Genomic DNA, 22,104 nt, shown 5'->3' on the forward strand with positions numbered 1-22,104 from the left:
TGAATTTAGCATTCCTCGTGAAAATGCCTTCTTTTTTAAGCCGTTACTTAGTCAAAGTTTGTTGTAAAATTCCATTACGTTATGTTTTGGTCGTTCCTTTTTCGGTGTTGATTTTTAGTTCTGTGGGGTTAGTGAGTTGGTTGTCTTTTCGGAATGGACAAAAAGTTGTCAATGATTTAGCTAATCAATTACAACACGAAATTAGCGATCGCTTAAAACAACATCTAAATACTTATTTATCGGTTCCAGTTTCTATTAACCAACTCAACGCTCAAGCGATTCAACTCGGCTTACTGGATCTTGATAATTTTAAAACTACTGGACAATACTTTTGGCAGCAATTACAAATTTTTCCCAACGTTGGTTATATTAGTTTTGGCAGCAGCACAGGAGAATTTATTGGTGCGGGTCGATACCCAGAAGGTTATTATGAAATTAGTGAAACGTCTCGGAAATATACTCAAGGAAAGAGTTTATCCTATAAAACTGATTCTCAAGGAAATCGAATTAAACCTGCCTATGATATTGCAGATACCTATAATTTTAAAGCAGAATCTTGGTATGCTGATCCAGTAAAAGTCGGTCATGCAGTTTGGAGTGATATTTACAACTGGGAAGGCTATCCTCAATATATTTCTATTTCTTATAGTCAACCCATTTATAGTCAAAATAAAAAGTTAATTGGCGTATTAAGTGTTGATCAGCAATTATCTCAAATTAGCAATTTCTTACAACACATAAAAATTAGTTCATCAGGAAAAACATTTATTTTAGAACGCAATGAATTATTAGTAGCGAGTTCTAGCACCACTAAATCTTATCGTTTAGTGAAAGGAGAAGCACAACGAATTAAAGGCACGGAAATTGAAGATTCTTTAATTTGTTTAACCACTCAGCATCTCTTGAAATATTTTACTCATCTAACTCAAATTAAACAACCCCAAAATTTTAGTTTTAATCAAGCCGGGGAAAAATTTTTTGTTCAGGTCAATCCTTGGCAAGATCAATTGGGTTTAGATTGGTTAATTGTTGTTGTGGTTCCTGAATCGGATTTCATGCAGCAAATTCATCAAAATACACGAAATACAATTTTATTAAGTATTGTTGCTTTACTCATGGCAACTTTGATGGGTTTAGTAACTTCCCGTTGGATTTTGGTTCCTTTAATGAGTTTAAAAGAAGTTGCGATCGCTTTTTCTCAAGGAGATTTTTATCAAAAAATTGACCTTAGCCGTTCTGATGAATTAGGAGTTTTAGCCAAAACATTTCATCAAATGGCACAACAATTAAGAGATTATTTAATCCGATTAGAAGAAACCAACCAATCTTTAGAACAAAGGGTTGAAGAACGGACAATAGAACTGAAACACGCGAAGGATATAGCAGAGGTAGCCAACCGTGCTAAAAGTGAATTTTTAGCGCGAATGAGCCATGAATTAAGAACTCCTTTGAATGCTATTTTAGGATTTACGGGAATATTAAATCATCATCATTCTCTCAATATGGAGCAAAAAGAATATATTCAAATTATTAGCCGCAGTGGAGAACATTTATTATCTTTAATCAATGATGTCCTCGATATGGCTAAAATTGAATCGGGTCACATTTCCCTAAGCCCCAGTAGTTTTAATCTCTATCATTTATTAAATTTAATTCAACAGATGTTACAACTAAAAGCAGAATCTAAAGGATTAGATTTAATGATAAACTTGGAGAAAGATGTTCCTCAATATATAAAAACTGATGAGAAAAAATTACGTCAAATTTTAATAAATTTATTAGGAAATGCAATTAAGTTTACCGATTATGGCTCTGTTAGTTTACGAGTCAAAAAAGGATGTAATTCTCAGTTTAACTCCTCACCAGAAATCACCTTGAATTTTGAAATCGAAGATACGGGGGTTGGGATTGAAGCCACTCACCTAGAGAGTATTTTTGAAGCCTTTATTCAAACTGAAGCCGGACAAAAAGCTTTAGAAGGAACAGGTTTAGGATTATCCATTAGCCGACAATTTATTCAACTGATGGGAGGAGAAATTAATGTTAAAAGTACCGTAGGTAAAGGGACAATATTTTATTTTAATATTCAAGCTAAATTAACTGAAGAACTGGATAGTTATCAATCTAATATTTTAAATAAACCTGTTATTGGAATTGTAAATTTAACCCAACCCTATCGAATATTAATTGCTGATGATCGTTGGGAAAATCGCCAAGTTCTACGGAAAATATTAGAACCGATTGGCTTTGAAGTTCAGGAAGCAAAAAATGGAGAAGAAGCGATCAATATTGCCTTAAATTGGTTGCCTCAATTAATCTTAATGGATATGAATATGCCTGTTATTAATGGATATATAGCAACTCAATCTATTCAATCTCAATCTTCTCAACAACCTCCGATTATTATTGCCGTTACAGCCAGCGTTTTTGAAGAAGAAAAATCTAAAATTTTAGCCGTTGGCTGTCAAGATTGTCTGCACAAACCTGTACAAGCAGCTATGCTTTTAGAAAAAATTGCTCACTATTTAGAAATTCAATATCAATATCAAGAAAATCAGGATCACATCCTTCAGCCTGAATCTCTCTCTGAACTCACGCTCAATGCCTCTGACTTGAACAATATTTCTTTAGACATTATTGCACAACTGAATCAAGGCGCGGTTCAATTGGATGATCGCTTAATTTTTGAAGCCATTGAACAAATTGCTATTCATCATCATGAGTTAAGCGAGATCCTGACCCGTTTAGTCAATAATTTTCGCTATGATATTATTGCGAATGCGACCGCTATCCTCCTCCCCCAACCTTTCTCTTCTGTTTAAGCACCAAATCCTGTTGTCCTGCATTTAACGTCAAAAAAAGGCTTGAGATTTCCTTTAAACCTTAAGCCTTTTCTGATTTGTAGTACCCCCAACGAGATTCGAACTCGTGTCGCCTCCGTGAAAGGGAGGTGTCCTAGGCCTCTAGACGATGGGGGCTTATGACATTGGGCATTGAGTCGTTGCTTGATTTCGCGCTTGACTTCGTGCCTTTCACCTTTATTAATCTAGCCTATATCCGAATCGGTGTCAACCCTTTTAGAAAATTTTTTTTAGATTTTTTTAAACTGCGCTGAAATCTTTGCTGCAAAAGGCTTGTAGAATTTTAACACAGTTCGCGATCGCTCCTAAGTGAGCAATTTCATAACCGTGAGTATTCTGAGTCGGGAAACTCAGACAAGCCGCCCGTGCTACATGGCCAAATTTCATTGCAATAGAAGCATCACTTCCAAACCCATTTAAGATCGCCAGTTGTAACGGTACTCCTGCGGTGGTTGCCGCCTGTCGCAGTTCACCATTTAACCCCTCATCATAAATTCCATAGCTATCCTGAGACAGCAACACCGGTTTTTCATCTCCTGTGATAGGGTATTCGGGTGCGAGGGGGCAAATTTCCAGGGCAATTAACGCTTCTAAAGTTTGCCTCTGGGTAAAATATAAAGCCCCAATAGCCCCAACTTCTTCCTTCGCAGAAGCCACAAGATACACATCGATGGGCGGGTTTTTAACGGTTTCTGCCAATCCCAATAAAATCGCAACGGAGGCTTTATTATCAAGGGTATAACTAGCAATATAATCTTTGAGGCGGATAGGTTTTTTCCGGTGTTTTCCCACAACTCCCCGTGTTCCCGGTCTAATTCCGGCGGTTTCTAATTCCTGCGGGTTGCATTTCGTTTCGATCCAAGCATCTTCCCATTTTAACGCTTTCTCTTCTTGGTGGAGTTTTTGCGGAGATTCATGGGAAATATGACGAGAACCAAAACTCAAAATTCCGCTAATGGTTTGGTGATCTCCTAATAAATCAACTACCCCTTCTCCATACACCCAAGGAAAGGAACCTCCTAATTTCCGAATCAAAACTCTTCCGTTATCTTCAATACTTTTAACAATTATGCCAATTTCGTCTTTATGTCCCGTAATGGCAATGGCCCGGTTTGGATTTTGACCCGGAATTTTAGCAATAATATTATCAGCTTGATCTCGCCAAGCTTCCACACCGCGTTGAGAAAACCCTTCTAATAACCATTGATTAATTTCACATTCTGCGCCACTAGGAGAATGTTGTAAAACCAAATTTTCAATGGTTTGAAATAAAGTATTATAATCCATTTTTTGCTAATTACTGATTACTATTTATTCCCTGTTCCCTGTTCCCTGTTCCCTGTTCCCTGTTCCCTAATTACTGACTTACTGAAGTTGGTTTTAAGAATAAGGCTACAATTAAGGCAGGTGTTCCTCCAATTAATCCAATGATTAACCATCGAGGATAACTTCGTCCTTTTTGTTGAGCAACAAAAGCAGCGATCGCACCAATAATACCATGAAGAATCGCCAAAGTTAAAATAACAGAAGGGTTGGTCAAAAAATCAAACATTTTATCGGACAATAAAAATCTCTCCTACTATCATACAGGATCATTAGCTTAAGTTTAGAGCCGGAGTTAATCAATATCTAATAAAGTTTTGATAACCTATAAATAGGTAAGACGTGATCATAAAAAGGGGGATTATGAGTTCTCATAATCAAAATTTATCCGAATAAAATAAATCGAATTTCTGGTTTTTCAGTTCAGAAACCCGATTTTGATTCACAACAACAATTCAATCTGAGATTTAATCCAAAAATCCCATTAAAGTAACAGGATCATCAATGTCATTGGTCGCAATAGGACGGTTCATCACCATAGAGGTAATTTGCAAATGACTGGCTTCAATGGGACGATTTGCTAAGGCTCCCACCGCATCTTCTAAATGAATGAGCGCCACATCATTAGGAGTATTAGATTTAAAAATTGGACGATTTGCTGATAACATCCCCGCAATTTCAAGATGACTATGTTCAATGGGACGGTTCATAAACGTCATCGTTGAAGCGACTTGAATTTGAGTCGGTGCTGTATTGGCTTGAGAGCCTTTTTTGGCAGGTTTGTCCACGATCTCTAATTGATTTTCTGGGCTCATATCTGTAGTTGGTTCGTTGTTAACAATGTCTACTTTAACCTGATCAGCTTGAGTTTTATTATCTTGATTTGAGTTTGCTGTTCCACTGGTTCGCTTCCCAGCATTCCCCCTTTTGGGTGTAGATGAGCTAACTGTCATGATGAATACCTAGTTTTTTTTGACAGGGCGAATTTAGAATTTATACTTAACCCTGCTATTAATTTCATCATTGAAATTTTCCTAGCCTTTCACTCAATTAAGGAGATAATTAAGGACGGGTTAGGTGTTAATTTTGGATTAAAGCTAAATAAATTATAAAATAAACTGGATCTTTAGTAAATACCGCGTTGAGACAAATCTCTTTTTGCCATAATAAGTAAAACTGTTGACCGTTGACTGTGTACAGACGTGCCATGGCGCGTCTCTACTGACTGTCGGCTGTTGATGGGCGAGAAGACCTCGCCCCTACTCCCCCTACTCTCCTATGATCCCCTTTCAACTTCAAGCTCCCTTTCAACCCCTTGGCGATCAACCGCAAGCGATCGCTCAACTCACTCATAATATTAAGGAAGGACAACCCTTTAGTACCCTATTGGGAGCGACGGGAACCGGAAAAACCTTTACCATCGCCTCGGTGATTGAAAAAATTGGCCGTCCGACTTTGGTTTTAGCCCATAACAAAACCTTAGCCGCCCAATTATGTAACGAATTCCGTTCCTTTTTTCCTGAAAATGCCGTTGAATATTTTATCAGTTATTACGATTACTATCAGCCAGAAGCTTATCTTCCCGTCACCGATACTTATATTGAAAAGACCGCTTCTATTAATGATGAAATTGATATGCTCCGCCATTCCGCCACTCGATCTTTATTTGAGCGGCGAGATGTAATTGTTGTGGCTTCCATTAGTTGTATTTACGGCTTAGGAATGCCTGCGGAATATTTAAAAGCGGCTATTCCCTTACAAGTGGGAGAGGAAATTGATCAACGGGAATTATTACGGGAATTAGTTTCTGTTCAATATACTCGCAATGATGTGGAATTAACACGGGGGAGATTTCGTCTCAAAGGAGATGTATTAGAAATTGGCCCAGCTTATGAAGATCGAATTATTCGAGTTGAGTTTTTTGGCGATGAAATTGAAGCCATTCGTTATATTGATCCGGTCACAGGAGAAGTTTTACAAAGTTTAGACGGATTAAGTATTTATCCAGCGCGACATTTCGTAACGCCAGAAGATCGGTTAGAAATAGCTTGTCATGATATTGAACAGGAACTCAAACAACGAGTGATTGAATTAGAAACCCAAGGTAAATTATTAGAAGCGCAACGCTTATCTCAACGCACTCGTTATGATTTGGAAATGTTACGGGAAGTGGGATATTGTAATGGGGTGGAAAACTATTCTCGCCATTTAGCCGGACGACAAGCGGGAGAACCTCCAGAATGTTTAATCGATTATTTTCCCAATGATTGGTTATTAGTCGTCGATGAATCTCACGTTACTGTTCCTCAAATTCGGGGAATGTATAATGGTGATCAAGCGCGAAAAAAAGTTTTAATTGAACATGGGTTTCGTTTACCCAGTGCGGCGGATAATCGACCGTTGAAAGCGGAAGAATTTTGGCAAAAAGTCAATCAATGTATTTTCGTATCAGCCACACCCGGAGATTGGGAAATTGAACAATCTCAAGGTCAAGTCGTCGAACAAATTATTCGTCCTACGGGAGTTCTTGATCCTGAAGTGTTCGTGCGTCCAACGGAGGGACAGGTGGATGATTTATATGGAGAAATTCAAGAGCGAGTGGAACGAGATGAACGGGTTTTAATTACAACCTTAACAAAACGGATGGCGGAAGATTTAACGGAATATTTACAAGACCGAGGCGTGAAAGTTCGATATTTGCATTCGGAAATTCAGTCTATTGAACGGATAGAAATTATTCAAGGATTACAAAACCGAGATTTTGATGTGTTAATTGGGGTGAACTTATTACGGGAGGGATTAGATTTACCCCAGGTGTCGTTAGTTGCTATTTTAGATGCGGATAAAGAAGGGTTTTTGCGCTCCGAACGCTCTTTAATTCAAACCATCGGACGCGCAGCGCGAAATATTCGAGGACAGGCGATTTTATATGCGGATAATTTAACTCAAAGTATGAGCAAAGCTATTGATGAAACCAACCGACGGCGCGAGATTCAACAAAATTATAATCAAGAACATCAGATTATTCCCCAACAAATTATCAAAAAATCGAGTAATTCAATTTTGGAATTTTTGGATGTGTCTCGACGGTTAAATGCTCAAACGGTAGAAAAACAGGTTGAAATTTTGGAGGACTTGCCTTTAGAAAGTATTCCCGATGTCATTACTCAGTTAGAAACCCAGATGAAAGCCGCAGCCAAACAATTAGAATTTGAGGAAGCCGCTAAACTACGCGATCGCATTAAACAATTACGCGATAAACTTATCGGACATTAGCTAGAGTTAATATGTCCAGCAAGAGGGGAAAATTTCAGTTTAAAGTCTACAGCACAAAATGTGTATTTTGTCAACCCCTCTTTCTAACGCCTCCGGTTTTAGTCCAAAAACCTGTGTCACATCTCCTCCCAATTTCGTCAGAAAATTAGCATATTTTACGATAGAATCAAGGTTCTAGCTGCCATTTTTGCTTTTAGACACAATAACCCCTTGGGAGGTATTTCTTTTATAGTACCAGAACCCCCATGATTGCGTCAACTATTTGAGAAGAATTTGCAATAAAATATCAATATTTCTTGACAATCTTTTAAAAACCAAAACAATATGAGGAAATTAATAAGTTAAACTTAACGATATCAAACTGTTGTTCTGTTATTCCTCTTGTTAATTTTGTTGGGGTTTTGGAGTATCAGTTAATGCGTCTTGGGCTGAAATTCCTTCTCCTTGAAATCCAAAAAACCAAAGGGTGGCTGCGGCTTCGGCGCGAGTCACATTCTTTTTCGGTTGAAATAAGGTTGTAAACCCAAAAACCCGACGAATATTGGAATTGTCTCCATTATTATAGTCTTCTAAAATAGCAGGTAAAGCTCCCGCATCAATTTTAGAGGTATCCTTAAACCCCCAGCGTTCTTTAACAGCATCAAGACTTGCTTTCGGTAACGCTTGTCGAGTATCTAAAGGCACTTTCCAGCGAATTAAATCTTCACGGGTTAAACTAGAATCAGGACGAAACTTGGTAACAGTATTATCTCCCGATAAGGGACTGGGAATTAACCCCGCTTCCGCTAATCCTTGAATTTCTGCAAAATTAGGATGGGTGGTGGGAACATCTGTAAATACAGGGTCACTACTGGGAACAGCTAAACGAATTTGTTTAGCGGGATTATTGGCATATAATTGATTATTAACGTCTACAATCCATCGGGCATATTGACTGCGAGTAATTTTACCATTAGGATCAGGTAAGGTTCCGGTTTCCTGAGAATTAGGAGCTTTAAAAATACCCAACTTGGCAACATCAGACACCAAGGGACTTAATTCTTTAGGAACAGAATTGTTATTGGGTTTTTCAGGATTAGAAGTTGGGGTTGGAGTTGGGGTGGAGGTTGGAGTGGAAGTGGGAGTTGGAGTTGGAGAACTTACTGTTTCTACCGGAAGCGGTTGATAACGAATTTGAAAATAGGTTTTTCCATCCGCTTGAGGATTAGGTTGTTGAGCAATTGTTAGTTTTAAGTTATCTTTTTCGGCACTGAGATTATCGTTATTTTCGTTAGCAGAATTCTCGATAATTTTCCAGTTTTTTGCTTTTAACTCTTTTTGGTAAAAAGCCTGAACAACATTACTAGGATCTGTTGTTTCCCAGAGGGTAATCACCGCCGTTGAATCTGGGGTTGGAGGCATCACCGTCTGTAAAGTTGCGTTAGGATAGGGGGGAATTTCTGAGGGAAAATCACTGGGAAGTTCAACAGGCGGAATAGAAGGTTTAGGGTTAGTAACGGGTGCAGTTGTTGCTTGAGGTGCGGGGGTATTGGTTTGTAATAATGGATCAGCTTTGAGAGAATTTTCTATTGCTTTCCCGGTGGGACTATTAGCACAAGCAGAAAGGGAAGTGATTAAACTGAGGATTAAAATAATCTGTTTCATTGATCTAGCAGGGAACAGGAAATTGGAAATCGGGGACAGAATTAATACTTTTGGCGGTTTCATATCAGTTTAATTGATGACAACTTCTTGAACACTGCTATCGATCAGCGAATGGTTTCATTTTAACAGAAATTAGAGAATTAGAGCAAAAATGGGAATCAGATTTTAATCTCAGTGGTGAAGGTTTAGGGTTGGGTTCATCAAGAGGGGTATAAGATTCCCTCTTCCTGCTTTTAAGGTTTCCAAAGTTGAAATTTTTAGACAGGAATTACCTCAGCTAAAACTTGAACTAATGTTTGTAATTGTATCAAGGTATGAGTCGCCATTAAGGAAATCCGAATGCGGCTGGTATTAGCAGTGGGGGGACGAATAGCGGCGGCAAAAATTCCTTGCTCTTTGAGTTTTTGTCCGATAGTTAATACCGTTGCTGCATCTTTGATGGGAACACAAAAAATGGGGGAAAGAGATTCAGAAAGGGGGATATTAAAGCGGAGTTGTTTTTCTTGGAATAGGGTTTTTAAAGTTTCAACATTTTGCCATAATTGTTCCCGTCGTTGAGGTTCAGTTTGCACAATATTAATCGCAGCTAAAGCCGCAGCAGTATCCGCCGGACTTAATCCAGTAGTATAAATCCAACTCGGTGCACGATTTCTTAAAAAATCAATGAGTTCCGCCGAACCTGCCACATAACCTCCTAAACTTCCGAACGCTTTACTCAGGGTTCCCATTTGGATTAAAGTTTCTTTGGTGCAATTAAAATACTCTACACATCCGGCTCCTGTTTTTCCAAAAACTCCCGTAGCATGAGCTTCATCTACTAATAACATACAGGAAAATTCTTCACTGATGTCAAGTAAATCCAGTAAAGGACATAAATCTCCATCCATACTAAAAACACCATCGGTAATAATCAGTGCTTTTCGATAAGGAAGACGATGTTCTTCGAGGAGTTCTCTTAACTGTTCAGGATTATTATGTTGATATTCTAACACCGTTGCGCCACTCATTTTCGCGCCATTTTTAAGACTAGAGTGGTTATATTCATCAGATAGAATTAAATCCCGTTGTCCAACTAAAGCACTAATCGTGCCAATATTTGCTAAATAACCAGAACTAAAAACAATGGCATCCTCTGTTTGTTTAAAATGAGCGATCGCTAATTCTAAATCTCGATGGAGTTGGCGATGTCCCGTTAACAATCGAGAACCCGTAACTCCGGTTCCAAATGCTTGAGTTGCGGCAATAGCCGCATCAATTAACCGTTGATCTCCGGCTAATCCTAAATAATCGTTACTCGCAAAATTAATCAAGGGTTTCCCGTCAATGATCAGGGTAGCACCTGCTTGATTTTCTACCGTTTGAACAGAACGATACCAATCGACTTTATGAATCGTCTCAAGGGCTTTTTCTATCCAAGCGTAAGCATCATTGATCATGTTCAATATCGGAAGAATAAGGTTGACTGATTTCGGCACTTTCGCCACGAACCGGAGGTAATTTATCAACTAATCCCAGATCAAAGGCAATATCGGGTAAATCCCCAGCGATATAATGTCCGGGTTCAAAAATACGACTGGGAGTAAAACAAAGTTGACGGAGTTCAACCACTTCCGTCGGTTCAAACATTCCTCTAAAGTGTCTTCGTTCCAGACTCATGATTCAGATTCCTCTTGATTTCCCTGTGATGATATTGAACATTTTAAAGCATAACTGCAACGTTGATTAATCCCTGAGATGGGTTGGATTATTAAGGGTTTCATCCAGAGGTTTTCCACAGTGGGGACAAATTCTAGGGGGAGGAGTTTGAGCTAACTTTTTATTAGCTGTGATCACTTCAGTAAAACCCGACGCAATTAACCCCGCAGGTAAGGCAAAAAGTCCAATGCCTAATAAAGCTAAAATTCCCCCTAATATTTTTCCTAAAGGAGTAATGGGATAAATATCTCCATAACCGACTGTGGTTAAAGTAATAATCCCCCACCACATCGCCGCCGGAATATTGGGAAATTTATCCGGTTGAGCTTCATGCTCGACAAAATAAATTAATGTAGCCGAAGAAATCAATAAAAAACATACAATATTTAAGGTTAAAATTAGTTCTTCCTGACGCAAGTGAATGACTTCACCTAAAATTTTAATTCCACGAGAATAACGACCTAATTTTAGAAGCTGTAAAAATCGAGTTAATCCAAATAATTTGATACTTCTTAGGTCAGCATTCGTAAAAGGGAGATAAAAGGGTAAGAAAGCAATTAAATCAATAATCGCTAGGGGTGTTACCATATATCGGAGTCTTCCCCAAATCGGATGGCGATATCTATCAAGGGTTGTACATGACCATACCCTTAATAGATATTCTAATGTAAAAACCCCAACTGAAAATCGGTTAAAAGCAATGAAATAAAATTCATAAGCTTTAAAAATTTCTTCAATAGATTCTATACAAACAGCCAAAGTATTGGAAATAATTAGAAATATCAAAAAATATTCACAAGCACGGCTTAAAGTTTGTTTATGCTCTTTTGCTTCTAAAATTAGAAATATGCGACGCTTAATTTTTCTAGCCATTGATTTATTGTCAGTTATCAGTAGAGACGTGCCATGGCACGTCTCTACCAGTTATCAGTTATCTGTATTTTTTTACATTTCTTGAATTAACCTTAGCTGATTTTGTCGCATTTGAGTCATCGTTTCCATCATATTACTTGCCATGTCTTTTTCAACATCTGACATTTGTTCCCAAAAAGAAGCCGCACGGCGAGCCGAGATCAAATCTTGCCAAATTAAGTTTAATAATTCTGCCATTTGGGGAGATTCTGTTTTAATCACTGTCAAAAGTTCATCAAAACATTGATTAGCTTCAGGATGAGTTTCTACCGCTTTTGCTAAGTCTAAACAGGTTTTCAGTTGCTCAACCCAATTTTTGCTCGGAACAGTCATCCAGGTTTTCTCCTTAACTATTTAGAGTCTTGTTCTCATTATGTAATTAAATTCTGAGAATCCCCAAACCCCAGATCAAATTTCCCCAGGGACTGACGACTGACTCCCATTCATGCCAAGATAGAGTATTAAGTTCAGTTGATATCAATCTCATGGGTAAACAGCGAGTTCTATCAGGAGTACAACCGACCGGAAACCTTCATCTGGGGAACTACCTCGGTGCTATTCGCAACTGGGTCGATAATCAAGCGCAATACGATAACTTCTTCTGTGTTGTCGATTTACACGCGATTACCGTTCCTCATAATCCAGCCACCTTAGCCGCAGATACCTACACCATTGCCGCCCTATATTTAGCTTGTGGCATCGATTTAGACTATTCTACAATTTTTGTTCAGTCCCATATTTCCGCCCATAGTGAACTCACCTGGCTTCTTAATTGTATTACCCCGATTAATTGGCTACAAGATATGATTCAGTTTAAAGAAAAAGCCATTAAACAGGGGGAAAATGTCAGCGCGGGTTTACTCGATTATCCCGTCTTAATGGCGGCGGATATCTTACTTTATGATGCGGATAAAGTTCCCGTCGGAGAAGATCAAAAACAACATCTGGAATTAACCCGTGATATTGCAGTAAGATTTAATCATTTATTCGGTCAAAAGAAGGCTGTCCTGAAATTACCTGAACCTTTAATTCGTCCCGAAGGTGCACGGGTGATGAGTCTCACCGATGGAACTCGAAAAATGTCAAAATCCGATCCTTCAGAATTAAGCCGAATTAATTTATTAGATGATCCCGATACAATTACTAAAAAAATTAAACGCTGTAAAACGGATTCAGTTCGAGGTTTAACCTTTGATGATTCTGACCGTCCAGAATGTCATAATTTATTAATGCTTTATGGCATTCTAACCAATAAAACCAAAGCAGAAGTTACCGCCGAATGTCAAGACATGGGATGGGGTCAATTTAAACCTTTATTCACAGAAACTGTCATTGAAAGTCTAAAACCCATTCAAGAAAAATATAAAGCCGTGATGGATGATCAAGGCTATTTAGAATCTGTATTAAGAACAGGTCGAGAAAAAGCCGAAGCTGTCGCCAATGAAACCCTAAATCGGGTTAAAGATGCAATGGGATATTCCCGACCATTGTAATTTGATAATCGGGAATAGGAAACCCAGAGAAAAAAAACTTCCTGGGTTGGCTACATCAGTTCTTAGCCTAACTGTGTTTCCACAACTGTTATAATTCTGATAAAATTTAGGGGATCAAGAAAAAAATGTAATCAAGTTCTTATCCTGATTTCTGATATAATTTGGAAACTTTCATCAATTTTTAAACTTCTAAAAAACAACCTTTGAAAAACAACATCAACCCTTAAGAATGAACCGTTTTCGTACTGCTTGTTCAACCCTAGATGAATTTATTGTTACGGCTGAAGTCGCACCCCCAAAAGGCACAGATCCAAACCACATGATTGAAATGGTTAGACTGCTCAAAGGTCGTGTTCATGGAGTTAATATTACCGATGGTAGTCGGGCTGTTTTAGGTATGAGTTCCCTCGCGGCTTCCATTATTCTGCTGCATCACGGAGTCGAACCCATTTGCCAAGTGGCTTGTCGCGATCGCAATCGAATCGGATTACAATCAGATTTATTAGGAGCCCATGCGTTAGGAATTAGAAATATTTTAGCCTTAACCGGTGATCCGGTCAAAGCAGGAGATCACCCCGATGCAAAAGCCGTTTTTGATTTAGAATCAGTTCGTTTATTACAAGCCATTGATAAACTCAATCACGGCTTAGATTGGAATCAAAAACCCTTACCCGATGGCGCAACAGACTTATTTGCAGGTGCTGCGGTTGATCCCCAATCTTCCAGTTGGTCAGGCTTACAAAGCCGCTTTGAACGAAAACTGCAAGCCGGAGCCCAATTTTTTCAAAGTCAATTAATCACCGATTTTGAAAAATTAGATAAATTTATGACCGAAATTGCCGCCGGAACTCAAAAACCCATTTTAGCCGGAATTTTTCTATTAAAATCGGCTAAAAATGCACGATTTATTAATAAATTTGTTCCCGGTGTTCATATTCCTGATAGCATTATTAATCGCTTAGAACAAGCAAAAAATCCCTTAGAAGAAGGCATTTTAATTGCTTCTGAACAAGTTAAAATTGCCCGTCAACTTTGCCAAGGTGTGCATATTATGGCAGTTAAACGGGAAGATTTAATTCCTAAAATCTTAGATTTAGCTGGAATTAAACCTTTATAGGAAAGAACGAAGATGGGGAACAGAGGCGATTTCTTATGAAACAACCGGAACCTTTTGAGCAATTTTATTATTCAATTCCAAAGTTAAATTATCCTCACTGCGATAAGCTTCCCAAGCTCCCGATGATAAACGGCTAATTTGCCATTGTCCCTGAAGATAATTTTCATCCTCAGAGACAGTACCCGTATAACTTACCAAGTCAGGAGAAGTCGTTAAATATTGTTTCGTGAAACTCACTCCACGACCCACCACTGTCCCACTAATTTGAGCTTCTCCCAAATAACCCTCATCTAAAATATTCCCCGCCAAAGTATTCCCGCTTTGAATAAATGTCACTTCAAAACGAGTTGGAACTCCCTGTTGCCAATAGGTTCCTAGCCAAATTCCACTTAAATCAGCCATATTTTATCGTTAATCGTAGTTTCAAAATCAGTATTAATTTGGACAACTTTGCCCTATTGATAAATTAACAAAATTTGAAACTTGACAGGGAGTGGGCAGATGAGCCACTAAAGTTCTTGTCCAAGGCGATAAAATATCCTCCCTGGGAATCTTGAGAAATTGTACCCGCAAACTGGGCATAACTGAACTTGCAGCTTGATCCAGTTTAAACTTAGAACCCGTTTGATTAGTGCGGTAAACCCAACGTTGATTTTTATGACCGATAATCATCCGCCAACCCGTCACTAAACTTTGGGTACAAAACATCCCCGGTTCTGCTAACCCTAAACAGCCATCGGGCCATAGTTGTTCCTCCACCGCTTCCAAAGTTAATTCAGAACGCGATAAACCCGACTGTTGATGGATATCCTCAAACACAGTTTCTAAGAGGGAAGAAGGTACCTTAAAGGAATGATTTTGAGATTCTAAGCGAATATTTCTACCCTGAGCATCTGTACGATAAACCCAAGTTTGGTGGCTATCGGACACCACCACTCGCCATCCTCGCACCAACATTTGTCCACACACTTCCTCTGCTGCTGCGAGTCCTAAACAGGTATCGGGCCAAGTTTGTTGACGCGCTTCCACTATTTTAAGATCGGTGAGCGCAACTCCTGATTGTTTAGCAATCATTTCCCGAACCTTTGTATCGACTAAAACGGGTAAAACCGGAGCAGCCTCGGCAGAATATTCTACCCATTCGGGATTTAATGGCTTTGTTTCAAAAACAACTGGAAGGGTTTTCGGTAACTGTCCTTTAACATTAAATAAAGGGTTCGGTAACACGCGATAAGTCGGTGTCACCTGCGAAGCAACTGTGGTGTTTGGGGATAGATCCCATAAGGATTGATTTTCAGGCTCAACAGAAGCAGAGAGACGCTTTTGAGCAACTGTCATGGAGTGAGAAAGCAGGGCTTGGGTCTGAGCAAAAGCAGATTGTACAACCGTTGGATAAGCTTCTAAAGCTAAAACGCCAGTCAACATCAACGCCAAAATCAAAGGGCGCGGCTGCTTCTCATTTACAGTGGAAGTCGCTCTCCAGCGACGTTTGGAGGGGCTAGGTTTCATGGGGAAGCATCCACGAATACTGGACAACTTATGGCACAGATGACACAGACATTCCAAGATTTGTTTCCTCTGATACAGTCAAATCCTGTCATCCGGGAAAAATCCCTATCTTAGAACATCAAACTGTGCCAAGAGAGCTTCAACAACCTGAGTCTATTTTCCGGTATCGTTACCCAACTTTAGGGATACAGTTCAATTCTGTCCCAGGGAAACGACTTGAAAAACTCGGTTTCTGGGTAAGAGGAACAGACCCACAACTGTAGATTAGCCTGAAACCTTACTCAAGATTAGCGATTGCGCCCCATCCTAACATATCAATTACTGAATTGCCTACAGTTTGGGTTGAATGATTCCAAGACCTGCTAGGTTAATAATACCGTCAAAAATGGGAGCCAACAAAAATGGACATTTTGTTAGAAGGAGGATCGGTTTTACGCGAGCGAGATTACACGCTGATTATTGATAGTAGTAATAGTATGGCAACCCTTGAACAATCCGAAGGCAAAAGTCGCTGGGAGTTGCTTCAAGAATCGATTTTAGCGATCGCCAGCTATTGTGAACAATTTGATCCTGATGGGATTACGCTTTATTTATTTTCTGATCAATTTCAACGCTATGAAAAAGTCACATCTGACAAAGTAATTTATATCTTTGAACAACATCAACCCTCTGGAACAAATCGTTTATCTCCGGTGCTAAAAGATGCGACCGATAACTATTTTGGACGTCGCGCAACGGAACAAGCCAAAGCCAATGGCGAAACAATTATTATTGTAACGTCTGGAGAAATTGAAAATCCCACCGCCCTCAGACAGATTATGATTGATGCTGCTAATCAACTGAACCGAGATGAAGAATTAGCCATTGAACTGATTCAAGTGGGTTCTAACTCCGATGTAACAGAATTTTTCCATATCCTTGATGACGATTTACAAAGTCAGGGTGCTAAATTTGATATTTGTAATACCATTACTTTATCGGATTTAGGAGCGATGAGTTTAATGGATGTGTTACTCAAAGCCATTGTTGATTAAATAATAAATCAGGTAAAACCGGAGTCTTTAACGGATTTAACCCTTGATTTATAGTATTTTATGAAGAGAATTCTTTTGATTTTTAGGGGTTGCTCATCATGTTAGACTCCTCCCTGCAAATGCTCGTCTCCCAATCTATCAAAACCTTAGATTCTATTTTGATAGATGGAACTTTGCCTGCATCAGAACGGGCTGCTGTTGCCTTTAAAATATTAGAATTGGCACAGAATATTACCCCAACGGTTTCTTCTGATTCACCGTCTGCGATCGCCCAAACCCAACTTTTATCTTTACCCAAACTTAATTTTACCGATCCCAAACTCTTTTTACATTTAGCAGCCTATCGAGATTCTGAACTCATTCCTACCCTTAAAGATGCGTTAAAAAAAGCCCACCGTCCTGAAAAAATAACCTTTGGAATTGTTTGGCAATTTATTCCAGGGGAAGATGAAATAATCACTGAAAAAATGCAGGAATTCCCCTGTAAAATGATAGAAATTGATGCCCGACAATCCCTCGGTGTGTGTTGGGCAAGATCCCTCGGTCAACGTTTACTGCATGATGAAGATTTTATTTTACAATTAGATAGTCACCATCGATTTGTCGAAGGGTGGGATAGTTTATTACTGCAACAACTTGCCCAATGTCCGAGTCCCAAACCCGTGCTTTCTGCCTATACTCCCCCTTATATTCCCCCCGATGAAATTCCCCCCGGATATCCCTGCACTCGTTTAACCGCCCATCATTTTGATGAACATGGTATTCTGAGTTTTATTGCTGGAGAAAGTATCGCGTCCTATTCTGAACCTCAGTTAGGAATGTTTCTAGCCGGAGGATTTATTTTCGCCCCCCGACAATTTTATTTAGACGTTCCCTATGATCCCTTTTTGTATTTTCGCGGAGAAGAAATTACCCTTTCAACCAGAGCTTGGACAAAAGGATGGGATATTTTCTATCCTCATAAAATTACAATTTATCACTATTATACTCGTACCAATGCTAAAAAACATTGGGATATTAATTCCGAATGGTACAAATTAGAACAAAAATCCAGAGAACGTATCAAAAAAATATTAAGAATAACTCCTTTAGAATTAGATAGTTTAGAAATTTATGATATTGGCAATATCAGAACCTTAGAAGATTATCAAAGCTTTTGTGGGATTAATTTCCAAACCCAAGAAATATCAGAAACTGCCTCAAAAGGAATTCCCACAAAATCAGTCATCAGTAATTCGTAAAGTAAGCATAACGCTAGAAATTAATCTTTGCGGAGTGTCTAGGGGCACTTTGACTATGCCTTTAAGAGTCCGTCTCTGGACTGCTGAAGAATCCCCGTCTCTTGAGAGCGGGGAGTATCAACAGCAGTAGCTTTCCGCCAAGTTACGGCGTTCTATCCTATATATAGGTTAGCTACTCAGCAATGGATGTCCGGCGACTCCATCCCGATAGACATAATTCAGGGGCAACTGGGAGTGAAAAAAATATTTTGCCAAGAGTATTGCAATAATTCTTTACATTCTGTTATATTAATTTACATAAAGCCAAACAAGGATTCAAGATGATCACAACTCGCGGACAAATCATTGAAGATGGTGGGCGAGCTAATGTTTATGCCGTTGAACCCAAAATGTATGTCGATGATGCCCAGCAGTTTGGCTTCAGCGAATACGCCGAAAAACTCAATGGTCGGTTAGCAATGGTTGGATTTGTTTCAGCATTGGCCATGGAAGTCCTGACTGGACATGGATTGATTGGCTGGCTAACAAGTCTATAAAGACAATATTGTCAAGATATTTTGTACTGATTAATTTCTATTATTTTGGAGAATCCCAATGAAAACTGACTTTAACTTTCCTAACTACTACTTACTAGGCCCTGTTGTATTTAGACCTAGTTTTAATACTTCCTCTGAAGTGATCAATACCAACCAAGCCTGGTCATTGTTTTTTACCGCAGGTCAAGAAGATAAGGCGCTAGGCTTTAATCAAGAATCAGGTCGTTTCTTCACAAACTTATTGATTGCTTTAGGTGTTGCCGGGGCTTTAGGAGCAATAATTTTTAGTAATATTGCTTAAATTATTCGGTATTTTGTCCTTCCTATCTAATCATATTTATTAAGTCCTGGAAATTATATTTTCGAGGGCTTTTTTTGTTATGATTAATAATGAATGGGGAATCCCCATTACCTATTCCCCAAAAATCCTATCTACCGAAGAACCGATTATTTTTATGTATGATCATGACTCTCAATCCTGGGGTAAACTTTATGGAATTGGTGTGGGGCCAGGTGATCCTGAATTAATCACTTTAAAAGGGTATCATCTCTTGCAAAGAGTTCCCATTGTGGCTTTTCCGGCTGGAGTTGGGGATAAACCAGGAATAGCCGAACAAATCATCGCCCCTTGGTTAAAATCCGATCAGCTTAAACTTCCCTTAACCTTTCCCTACGTTCAAGATGAGGTCATTCTTCATCAAGCATGGCAACAAGCCGCCGAAACCGTTTGGCTTTATTTAGAACAGGGACAGGATGTGGCGTTTGTTTGCGAAGGAGATGTCAGTTTTTATAGTACCTTCACCTATTTGGCACAAACCCTCAAACAATTTCGTCCTGAAGTTCTAGTGCAGACCATCCCTGGAATTTGTTCTCCCCTCGCGGCGGTAGCAAGTTTGGGTATTCCCCTCACCATTCGGGATCAAAAGTTGGCAATTTTACCTGCAATTTATGCGATCGCCGACTTAGAAACAACCCTGCACCAGGCGGATGTTGTGGTGTTGATGAAAGTTAGTTCCGTTTATCAGCAAGTTTGGGACGTGTTACAACGGTTCAATTTGCTAGAACAGGCTTATATTGTAGAAAGGGCGACCCTACCTAACCAAGTTATTTATACTGGGTTAAGCGATCGCCCCCATTTACGTTTATCCTATTTTTCGATCCTGATTATCAAAACAACCTTGGCTCACACCAGCAAGCAAACGTGCTAAAACAGATAGGATTAATTAAATTTGTAATTTTATTCAAGTTTAAACTTTAACGTTTATTATGACGGCTTCGACAACCTCCTTAACTGAATTTTTCCCCCCCACCTTTCGCCCACCCGTTGTATTGTGTGTGTTGGCATCCTTGGGGGTTCATGGCTTATTTGCTGCCAATATTCAATATATTAATTTTTACTCTAAATCGATTAAATTACCCCCAACGGTTCAAGTCGTTGAACTCTCTCCTGAACAAATTAGTCGCGTTTATCCGGCGCCTCCCCCTAAATTATCATTTACCCCCTTAAATTCTCTTTCCTCATCTTTATCCGTTCTTCCCGTCCCTTCAACTGATAATATTGTTCCCCCCCCTGCACCGGAAGACTTTATGCAGGCGTCATCCCTCCCGGTGTGGCCAACGAATATTCCCTTACCACCCCCCAGTAATTCCCCCAGTTTACCCAGCTATCGTTTACCCCCCGTTGTTTCTCAAGGGTCTAATTCTAATTCTAATGATCTCAATTCCGGTTCTATCGGATTTCTGCCTAACTCTAATCCATCTTTATCTTTTGTTCCAGGGCCACCTTTAGGTTTCGATAACTCTAATTCTTCCCCTCCCCCTGGACAATCTGGACAGTTAAAACAACCGGGGAGTTTACCCCCAAATGATGAATTAGCCTTGCGACAACAGTTAATCCGAGATTTGGGCCAGGATGTTGATTGTCCCCCCATGTTTAATAATGCCAATTGTGGCCCTAAAACCCCCAATCAAAACGATAATCCTACTAATACCCCACCCCCTGAAAATAATCCTAACGTTCAACCGTCTCACCCCAAAGGTTCAATTTTGGCAGGACTGGAAAAGGGTTTACAACAACAACCTTCTACTTCCAACCCCCAACCCCCTGAAGGTGTCGTCAATGAACAGCAAACAGCAATGTTACAAGGCGGAAGTGCCTATCTGAACTGGGTCAATGGTTTACTTACCAACTATCCTAATTTAGAAACCACCTCTCCCATCGGAGTTAATAATTTATATCCCAATGCAGCTTGTGAACAAAAGCTAACGGGGAAAGCGTTAATTGGGGTAGCGGTGGGTGAAACCGGGGAGATTTTACAAGGGCCAGAAGTTTTATTAGCCACAGGTTATCCAGTGTTGGATGATGCGGCAAAAGCAGCCGTCCAGGAAATGACCTTTGACCCGACAAATTCACCGAAAGCTTATCAAATTCAATTTCAGTTTAATAGTGAGGAAAATTGCAAAACGGTTAATAATCCAACTCCCCAACCTGATAATACGCCTGCGGTTTCTTCCCCTCCTCCCGCACAACCCACACCCCCGACCTCAGAAACCGAACAACCTGTTAACCCTGTTGAACAAAAACCCCCGGAGTCTGACCAACCCAACCCCGAACAATCTCCTTCCCCCCAACCTCAACCTGAATCTAATCCTTAAATTAAAAGTTAGGAGTGGACTAACGACGAGCTTTTTTACGGGCTTTTCCTTCTCTTAATCCACTCCAACCGATGGTGAGATAACAACTGGCTAACAGCAAACTGGTTACGCCAGTTCTGACATTGGATTTTAAACTTCCTTGTTTGGATTTCATTTCAGCTTGCCGACGGCGTTCTTCAATATCCCGTTTGAATTGCTCATTTAATGCCGAGGCTTGCAGATTTAAAGCTTCGGGATTCTTTTTAAATTGTTCTAAGCGTTCTAATTCTTCCGGCGTTAGTTGTTTACTGGCAATATATTCTTCCAGTTTTTGATTATTTTGTAATAAATCTGTCATTTGAGTCTGTTGCAGTTGCAACTGTTCAGACACTTGTTTTTTTGCCTGTTCAGCGTCTTGATTAAGACGTTCTATAGCTTGATTACTCGCCGCATAAACATTGGCAAAATGAAGGGGAATTAATAATAGATAAATTAAGCCTAAAATAGTAGAAATCAAATAAACCCAAAATTTTAAACTATTAAATTTGGATTGAGTCTCATCGGCTGAAACTCCTGATAAATCTTCTAATCCATAGGCGCAAAACATTAAAGCAATCGCCAGGATAGGAATAATTCCCTGTTCAGCCATTTGAGTCGTAAACTGAACTTGCCATTCCAAATCTCCTAAATTTAAAGGAAAAAATAATAAGATAATATTAACAATCGAAACCCAAAATAAAATTACTCCTGCTAGCTTTAAAAAACCAGCCGATTGAGAGGGAATCTTACTAGGATGCTTAGATTTCATAATCAGATTTTTTTTAAATAA

General features: G+C 39.3%; 22 protein-coding genes and 1 tRNA gene. 10 read left to right on the plus strand and 13 right to left on the minus strand.

Features of this window, described 5'->3' with window-relative positions:
* Window positions 1-23 precede the first annotated feature (23 nt).
* Entirely contained in the window at window positions 24-2,822 is a 2,799-nt protein-coding gene (locus NMK36_RS19770; RefSeq protein WP_254174469.1) for an ATP-binding protein, read from the plus strand.
* An 83-nt stretch (window positions 2,823-2,905) separates the two neighbouring features.
* Here NMK36_RS19770 and NMK36_RS19775 read toward each other — a convergent pair.
* From NMK36_RS19775 to NMK36_RS28830, 5 genes are all read right to left on the minus strand, one after another.
* Window positions 2,906-2,978 (minus strand) — tRNA-Glu (locus tag NMK36_RS19775).
* A gap of 123 nt (window positions 2,979-3,101) precedes the next feature.
* On the minus strand, window positions 3,102-4,148 hold the full coding sequence (locus NMK36_RS19780; RefSeq protein WP_254174470.1) for a M42 family metallopeptidase: 1,047 nt from the start codon (window positions 4,146-4,148) through the stop codon (window positions 3,102-3,104).
* 70 nt (window positions 4,149-4,218) lie between these two features.
* The gene (locus NMK36_RS19785; RefSeq protein ID WP_072719885.1) at window positions 4,219-4,413 is read right to left on the minus strand and encodes a hypothetical protein; all 195 of its coding nucleotides are present in this window, start codon (window positions 4,411-4,413) and stop codon (window positions 4,219-4,221) included.
* A 238-nt stretch (window positions 4,414-4,651) separates the two neighbouring features.
* Window positions 4,652-5,137 carry a hypothetical protein gene (locus tag NMK36_RS19790; RefSeq protein ID WP_072719886.1) on the minus strand — a complete coding sequence of 162 codons (486 nt, stop codon included), beginning with the start codon at window positions 5,135-5,137 and terminating at the stop codon, window positions 4,652-4,654.
* Window positions 5,138-5,264: 127 nt separating this feature from the next.
* A complete protein-coding gene (locus tag NMK36_RS28830) occupies window positions 5,265-5,393 on the minus strand; it encodes a hypothetical protein (protein WP_281250331.1) in 129 nt (42 codons plus the stop codon).
* A 69-nt stretch (window positions 5,394-5,462) separates the two neighbouring features.
* Here NMK36_RS28830 and uvrB point away from each other — a divergent pair, with 69 nt between their 5' ends.
* Window positions 5,463-7,460 carry an excinuclease ABC subunit UvrB gene (gene uvrB / locus NMK36_RS19795; protein WP_072719887.1) on the plus strand — a complete coding sequence of 666 codons (1,998 nt, stop codon included), beginning with the start codon at window positions 5,463-5,465 and terminating at the stop codon, window positions 7,458-7,460.
* A 384-nt stretch (window positions 7,461-7,844) separates the two neighbouring features.
* Here uvrB and NMK36_RS28835 read toward each other — a convergent pair whose 3' ends face one another.
* From NMK36_RS28835 to NMK36_RS19820, 5 genes are all read right to left on the minus strand, one after another.
* Window positions 7,845-9,104 carry an S-layer homology domain-containing protein gene (locus NMK36_RS28835; RefSeq protein ID WP_302184673.1) on the minus strand — a complete coding sequence of 420 codons (1,260 nt, stop codon included), beginning with the start codon at window positions 9,102-9,104 and terminating at the stop codon, window positions 7,845-7,847.
* A 257-nt stretch (window positions 9,105-9,361) separates the two neighbouring features.
* On the minus strand, window positions 9,362-10,540 hold the full coding sequence (gene bioF / locus NMK36_RS19805; RefSeq protein WP_072719889.1) for an 8-amino-7-oxononanoate synthase: 1,179 nt from the start codon (window positions 10,538-10,540) through the stop codon (window positions 9,362-9,364).
* A complete protein-coding gene (locus tag NMK36_RS19810) occupies window positions 10,530-10,760 on the minus strand; it encodes a hypothetical protein (protein WP_072719890.1) in 231 nt (76 codons plus the stop codon). The genes bioF and NMK36_RS19810 overlap by 11 nt, the downstream gene beginning before the upstream one ends.
* A 66-nt stretch (window positions 10,761-10,826) precedes the next feature.
* Window positions 10,827-11,672 (minus strand): ion transporter, encoded by an 846-nt coding sequence (locus tag NMK36_RS19815; RefSeq protein ID WP_072719891.1) that lies wholly within the window; start codon window positions 11,670-11,672, stop codon window positions 10,827-10,829.
* Window positions 11,673-11,744: 72 nt separating this feature from the next.
* On the minus strand, window positions 11,745-12,044 hold the full coding sequence (locus tag NMK36_RS19820; protein WP_072719892.1) for a hypothetical protein: 300 nt from the start codon (window positions 12,042-12,044) through the stop codon (window positions 11,745-11,747).
* 152 nt (window positions 12,045-12,196) lie between these two features.
* Between NMK36_RS19820 and trpS the strand changes: the two genes are divergently transcribed.
* A complete protein-coding gene (gene trpS, locus NMK36_RS19825; RefSeq protein WP_072719893.1) occupies window positions 12,197-13,204 on the plus strand; it encodes a tryptophan--tRNA ligase in 1,008 nt (335 codons plus the stop codon).
* Window positions 13,205-13,433: 229 nt separating this feature from the next.
* Window positions 13,434-14,321, plus strand: coding sequence for a methylenetetrahydrofolate reductase (locus NMK36_RS19830; protein ID WP_072719894.1), 888 nt, complete (start codon window positions 13,434-13,436; stop codon window positions 14,319-14,321).
* Window positions 14,322-14,354: 33 nt separating this feature from the next.
* On the opposite strand, the gene NMK36_RS19835 is transcribed toward NMK36_RS19830, so the two are convergent.
* A complete protein-coding gene (locus NMK36_RS19835) occupies window positions 14,355-14,723 on the minus strand; it encodes a hypothetical protein (protein ID WP_072719895.1) in 369 nt (122 codons plus the stop codon).
* A gap of 33 nt (window positions 14,724-14,756) precedes the next feature.
* Window positions 14,757-15,830, minus strand: coding sequence for a hypothetical protein (locus tag NMK36_RS19840; RefSeq protein ID WP_139295077.1), 1,074 nt, complete (start codon window positions 15,828-15,830; stop codon window positions 14,757-14,759).
* A gap of 401 nt (window positions 15,831-16,231) precedes the next feature.
* Between NMK36_RS19840 and NMK36_RS19845 the strand changes: the two genes are divergently transcribed.
* From NMK36_RS19845 to NMK36_RS19870, 6 genes are all read left to right on the plus strand, one after another.
* A complete protein-coding gene (locus NMK36_RS19845) occupies window positions 16,232-16,864 on the plus strand; it encodes a hypothetical protein (RefSeq protein WP_072719897.1) in 633 nt (210 codons plus the stop codon).
* Between the two features lie 98 nt (window positions 16,865-16,962).
* Window positions 16,963-18,105 carry a UDP-N-acetylglucosamine-transferase gene (locus NMK36_RS19850; RefSeq protein ID WP_254174471.1) on the plus strand — a complete coding sequence of 381 codons (1,143 nt, stop codon included), beginning with the start codon at window positions 16,963-16,965 and terminating at the stop codon, window positions 18,103-18,105.
* A 320-nt stretch (window positions 18,106-18,425) separates the two neighbouring features.
* Window positions 18,426-18,641 carry a chlorophyll a/b-binding protein gene (locus NMK36_RS19855; RefSeq protein ID WP_254174472.1) on the plus strand — a complete coding sequence of 72 codons (216 nt, stop codon included), beginning with the start codon at window positions 18,426-18,428 and terminating at the stop codon, window positions 18,639-18,641.
* A gap of 58 nt (window positions 18,642-18,699) precedes the next feature.
* A complete protein-coding gene (locus tag NMK36_RS19860; protein WP_254174473.1) occupies window positions 18,700-18,942 on the plus strand; it encodes a hypothetical protein in 243 nt (80 codons plus the stop codon).
* 79 nt (window positions 18,943-19,021) lie between these two features.
* Window positions 19,022-19,849 carry a precorrin-2 C(20)-methyltransferase gene (locus NMK36_RS19865; protein ID WP_367997195.1) on the plus strand — a complete coding sequence of 276 codons (828 nt, stop codon included), beginning with the start codon at window positions 19,022-19,024 and terminating at the stop codon, window positions 19,847-19,849.
* 58 nt (window positions 19,850-19,907) lie between these two features.
* Complete coding sequence (locus NMK36_RS19870; RefSeq protein WP_254174474.1) at window positions 19,908-21,296, plus strand: energy transducer TonB; 1,389 nt, start codon at window positions 19,908-19,910, stop codon at window positions 21,294-21,296.
* 19 nt (window positions 21,297-21,315) lie between these two features.
* On the opposite strand, the gene NMK36_RS19875 is transcribed toward NMK36_RS19870, so the two are convergent.
* Window positions 21,316-22,083 carry an HpsJ family protein gene (locus NMK36_RS19875; protein WP_254174475.1) on the minus strand — a complete coding sequence of 256 codons (768 nt, stop codon included), beginning with the start codon at window positions 22,081-22,083 and terminating at the stop codon, window positions 21,316-21,318.
* Window positions 22,084-22,104 lie beyond the last annotated feature (21 nt).

The sequence above is a fragment of the Planktothrix pseudagardhii genome, assembly GCF_904830925.1.
GTDB classification, from domain to species: domain Bacteria; phylum Cyanobacteriota; class Cyanobacteriia; order Cyanobacteriales; family Microcoleaceae; genus Planktothrix; species Planktothrix tepida.

What these genes read in the sequence shown, in the direction of transcription:
- NMK36_RS19770 (WP_254174469.1), top strand. Translation starts at nt 24, where the DNA reads ATGCCTTCTTTTTTAAGCCGTTACTTAGTCAAAGTTTGTTGTAAAATT.
- NMK36_RS19780 (WP_254174470.1), bottom strand. Translation starts at nt 4,148, where the DNA reads ATGGATTATAATACTTTATTTCAAACCATTGAAAATTTGGTTTTACAA.
- NMK36_RS19785 (WP_072719885.1), bottom strand. Translation starts at nt 4,413, where the DNA reads ATGTTTGATTTTTTGACCAACCCTTCTGTTATTTTAACTTTGGCGATT.
- NMK36_RS19790 (WP_072719886.1), bottom strand. Translation starts at nt 5,137, where the DNA reads ATGACAGTTAGCTCATCTACACCCAAAAGGGGGAATGCTGGGAAGCGA.
- NMK36_RS28830 (WP_281250331.1), bottom strand. Translation starts at nt 5,393, where the DNA reads ATGGCACGTCTGTACACAGTCAACGGTCAACAGTTTTACTTATTATGG.
- uvrB (WP_072719887.1), top strand. Translation starts at nt 5,463, where the DNA reads ATGATCCCCTTTCAACTTCAAGCTCCCTTTCAACCCCTTGGCGATCAA.
- NMK36_RS28835 (WP_302184673.1), bottom strand. Translation starts at nt 9,104, where the DNA reads ATGAAACAGATTATTTTAATCCTCAGTTTAATCACTTCCCTTTCTGCT.
- bioF (WP_072719889.1), bottom strand. Translation starts at nt 10,540, where the DNA reads ATGATCAATGATGCTTACGCTTGGATAGAAAAAGCCCTTGAGACGATT.
- NMK36_RS19810 (WP_072719890.1), bottom strand. Translation starts at nt 10,760, where the DNA reads ATGAGTCTGGAACGAAGACACTTTAGAGGAATGTTTGAACCGACGGAA.
- NMK36_RS19815 (WP_072719891.1), bottom strand. Translation starts at nt 11,672, where the DNA reads ATGGCTAGAAAAATTAAGCGTCGCATATTTCTAATTTTAGAAGCAAAA.
- NMK36_RS19820 (WP_072719892.1), bottom strand. Translation starts at nt 12,044, where the DNA reads ATGACTGTTCCGAGCAAAAATTGGGTTGAGCAACTGAAAACCTGTTTA.
- trpS (WP_072719893.1), top strand. Translation starts at nt 12,197, where the DNA reads ATGGGTAAACAGCGAGTTCTATCAGGAGTACAACCGACCGGAAACCTT.
- NMK36_RS19830 (WP_072719894.1), top strand. Translation starts at nt 13,434, where the DNA reads ATGAACCGTTTTCGTACTGCTTGTTCAACCCTAGATGAATTTATTGTT.
- NMK36_RS19835 (WP_072719895.1), bottom strand. Translation starts at nt 14,723, where the DNA reads ATGGCTGATTTAAGTGGAATTTGGCTAGGAACCTATTGGCAACAGGGA.
- NMK36_RS19840 (WP_139295077.1), bottom strand. Translation starts at nt 15,830, where the DNA reads ATGAAACCTAGCCCCTCCAAACGTCGCTGGAGAGCGACTTCCACTGTA.
- NMK36_RS19845 (WP_072719897.1), top strand. Translation starts at nt 16,232, where the DNA reads ATGGACATTTTGTTAGAAGGAGGATCGGTTTTACGCGAGCGAGATTAC.
- NMK36_RS19850 (WP_254174471.1), top strand. Translation starts at nt 16,963, where the DNA reads ATGTTAGACTCCTCCCTGCAAATGCTCGTCTCCCAATCTATCAAAACC.
- NMK36_RS19855 (WP_254174472.1), top strand. Translation starts at nt 18,426, where the DNA reads ATGATCACAACTCGCGGACAAATCATTGAAGATGGTGGGCGAGCTAAT.
- NMK36_RS19860 (WP_254174473.1), top strand. Translation starts at nt 18,700, where the DNA reads ATGAAAACTGACTTTAACTTTCCTAACTACTACTTACTAGGCCCTGTT.
- NMK36_RS19865 (WP_367997195.1), top strand. Translation starts at nt 19,022, where the DNA reads ATGATTAATAATGAATGGGGAATCCCCATTACCTATTCCCCAAAAATC.
- NMK36_RS19870 (WP_254174474.1), top strand. Translation starts at nt 19,908, where the DNA reads ATGACGGCTTCGACAACCTCCTTAACTGAATTTTTCCCCCCCACCTTT.
- NMK36_RS19875 (WP_254174475.1), bottom strand. Translation starts at nt 22,083, where the DNA reads ATGAAATCTAAGCATCCTAGTAAGATTCCCTCTCAATCGGCTGGTTTT.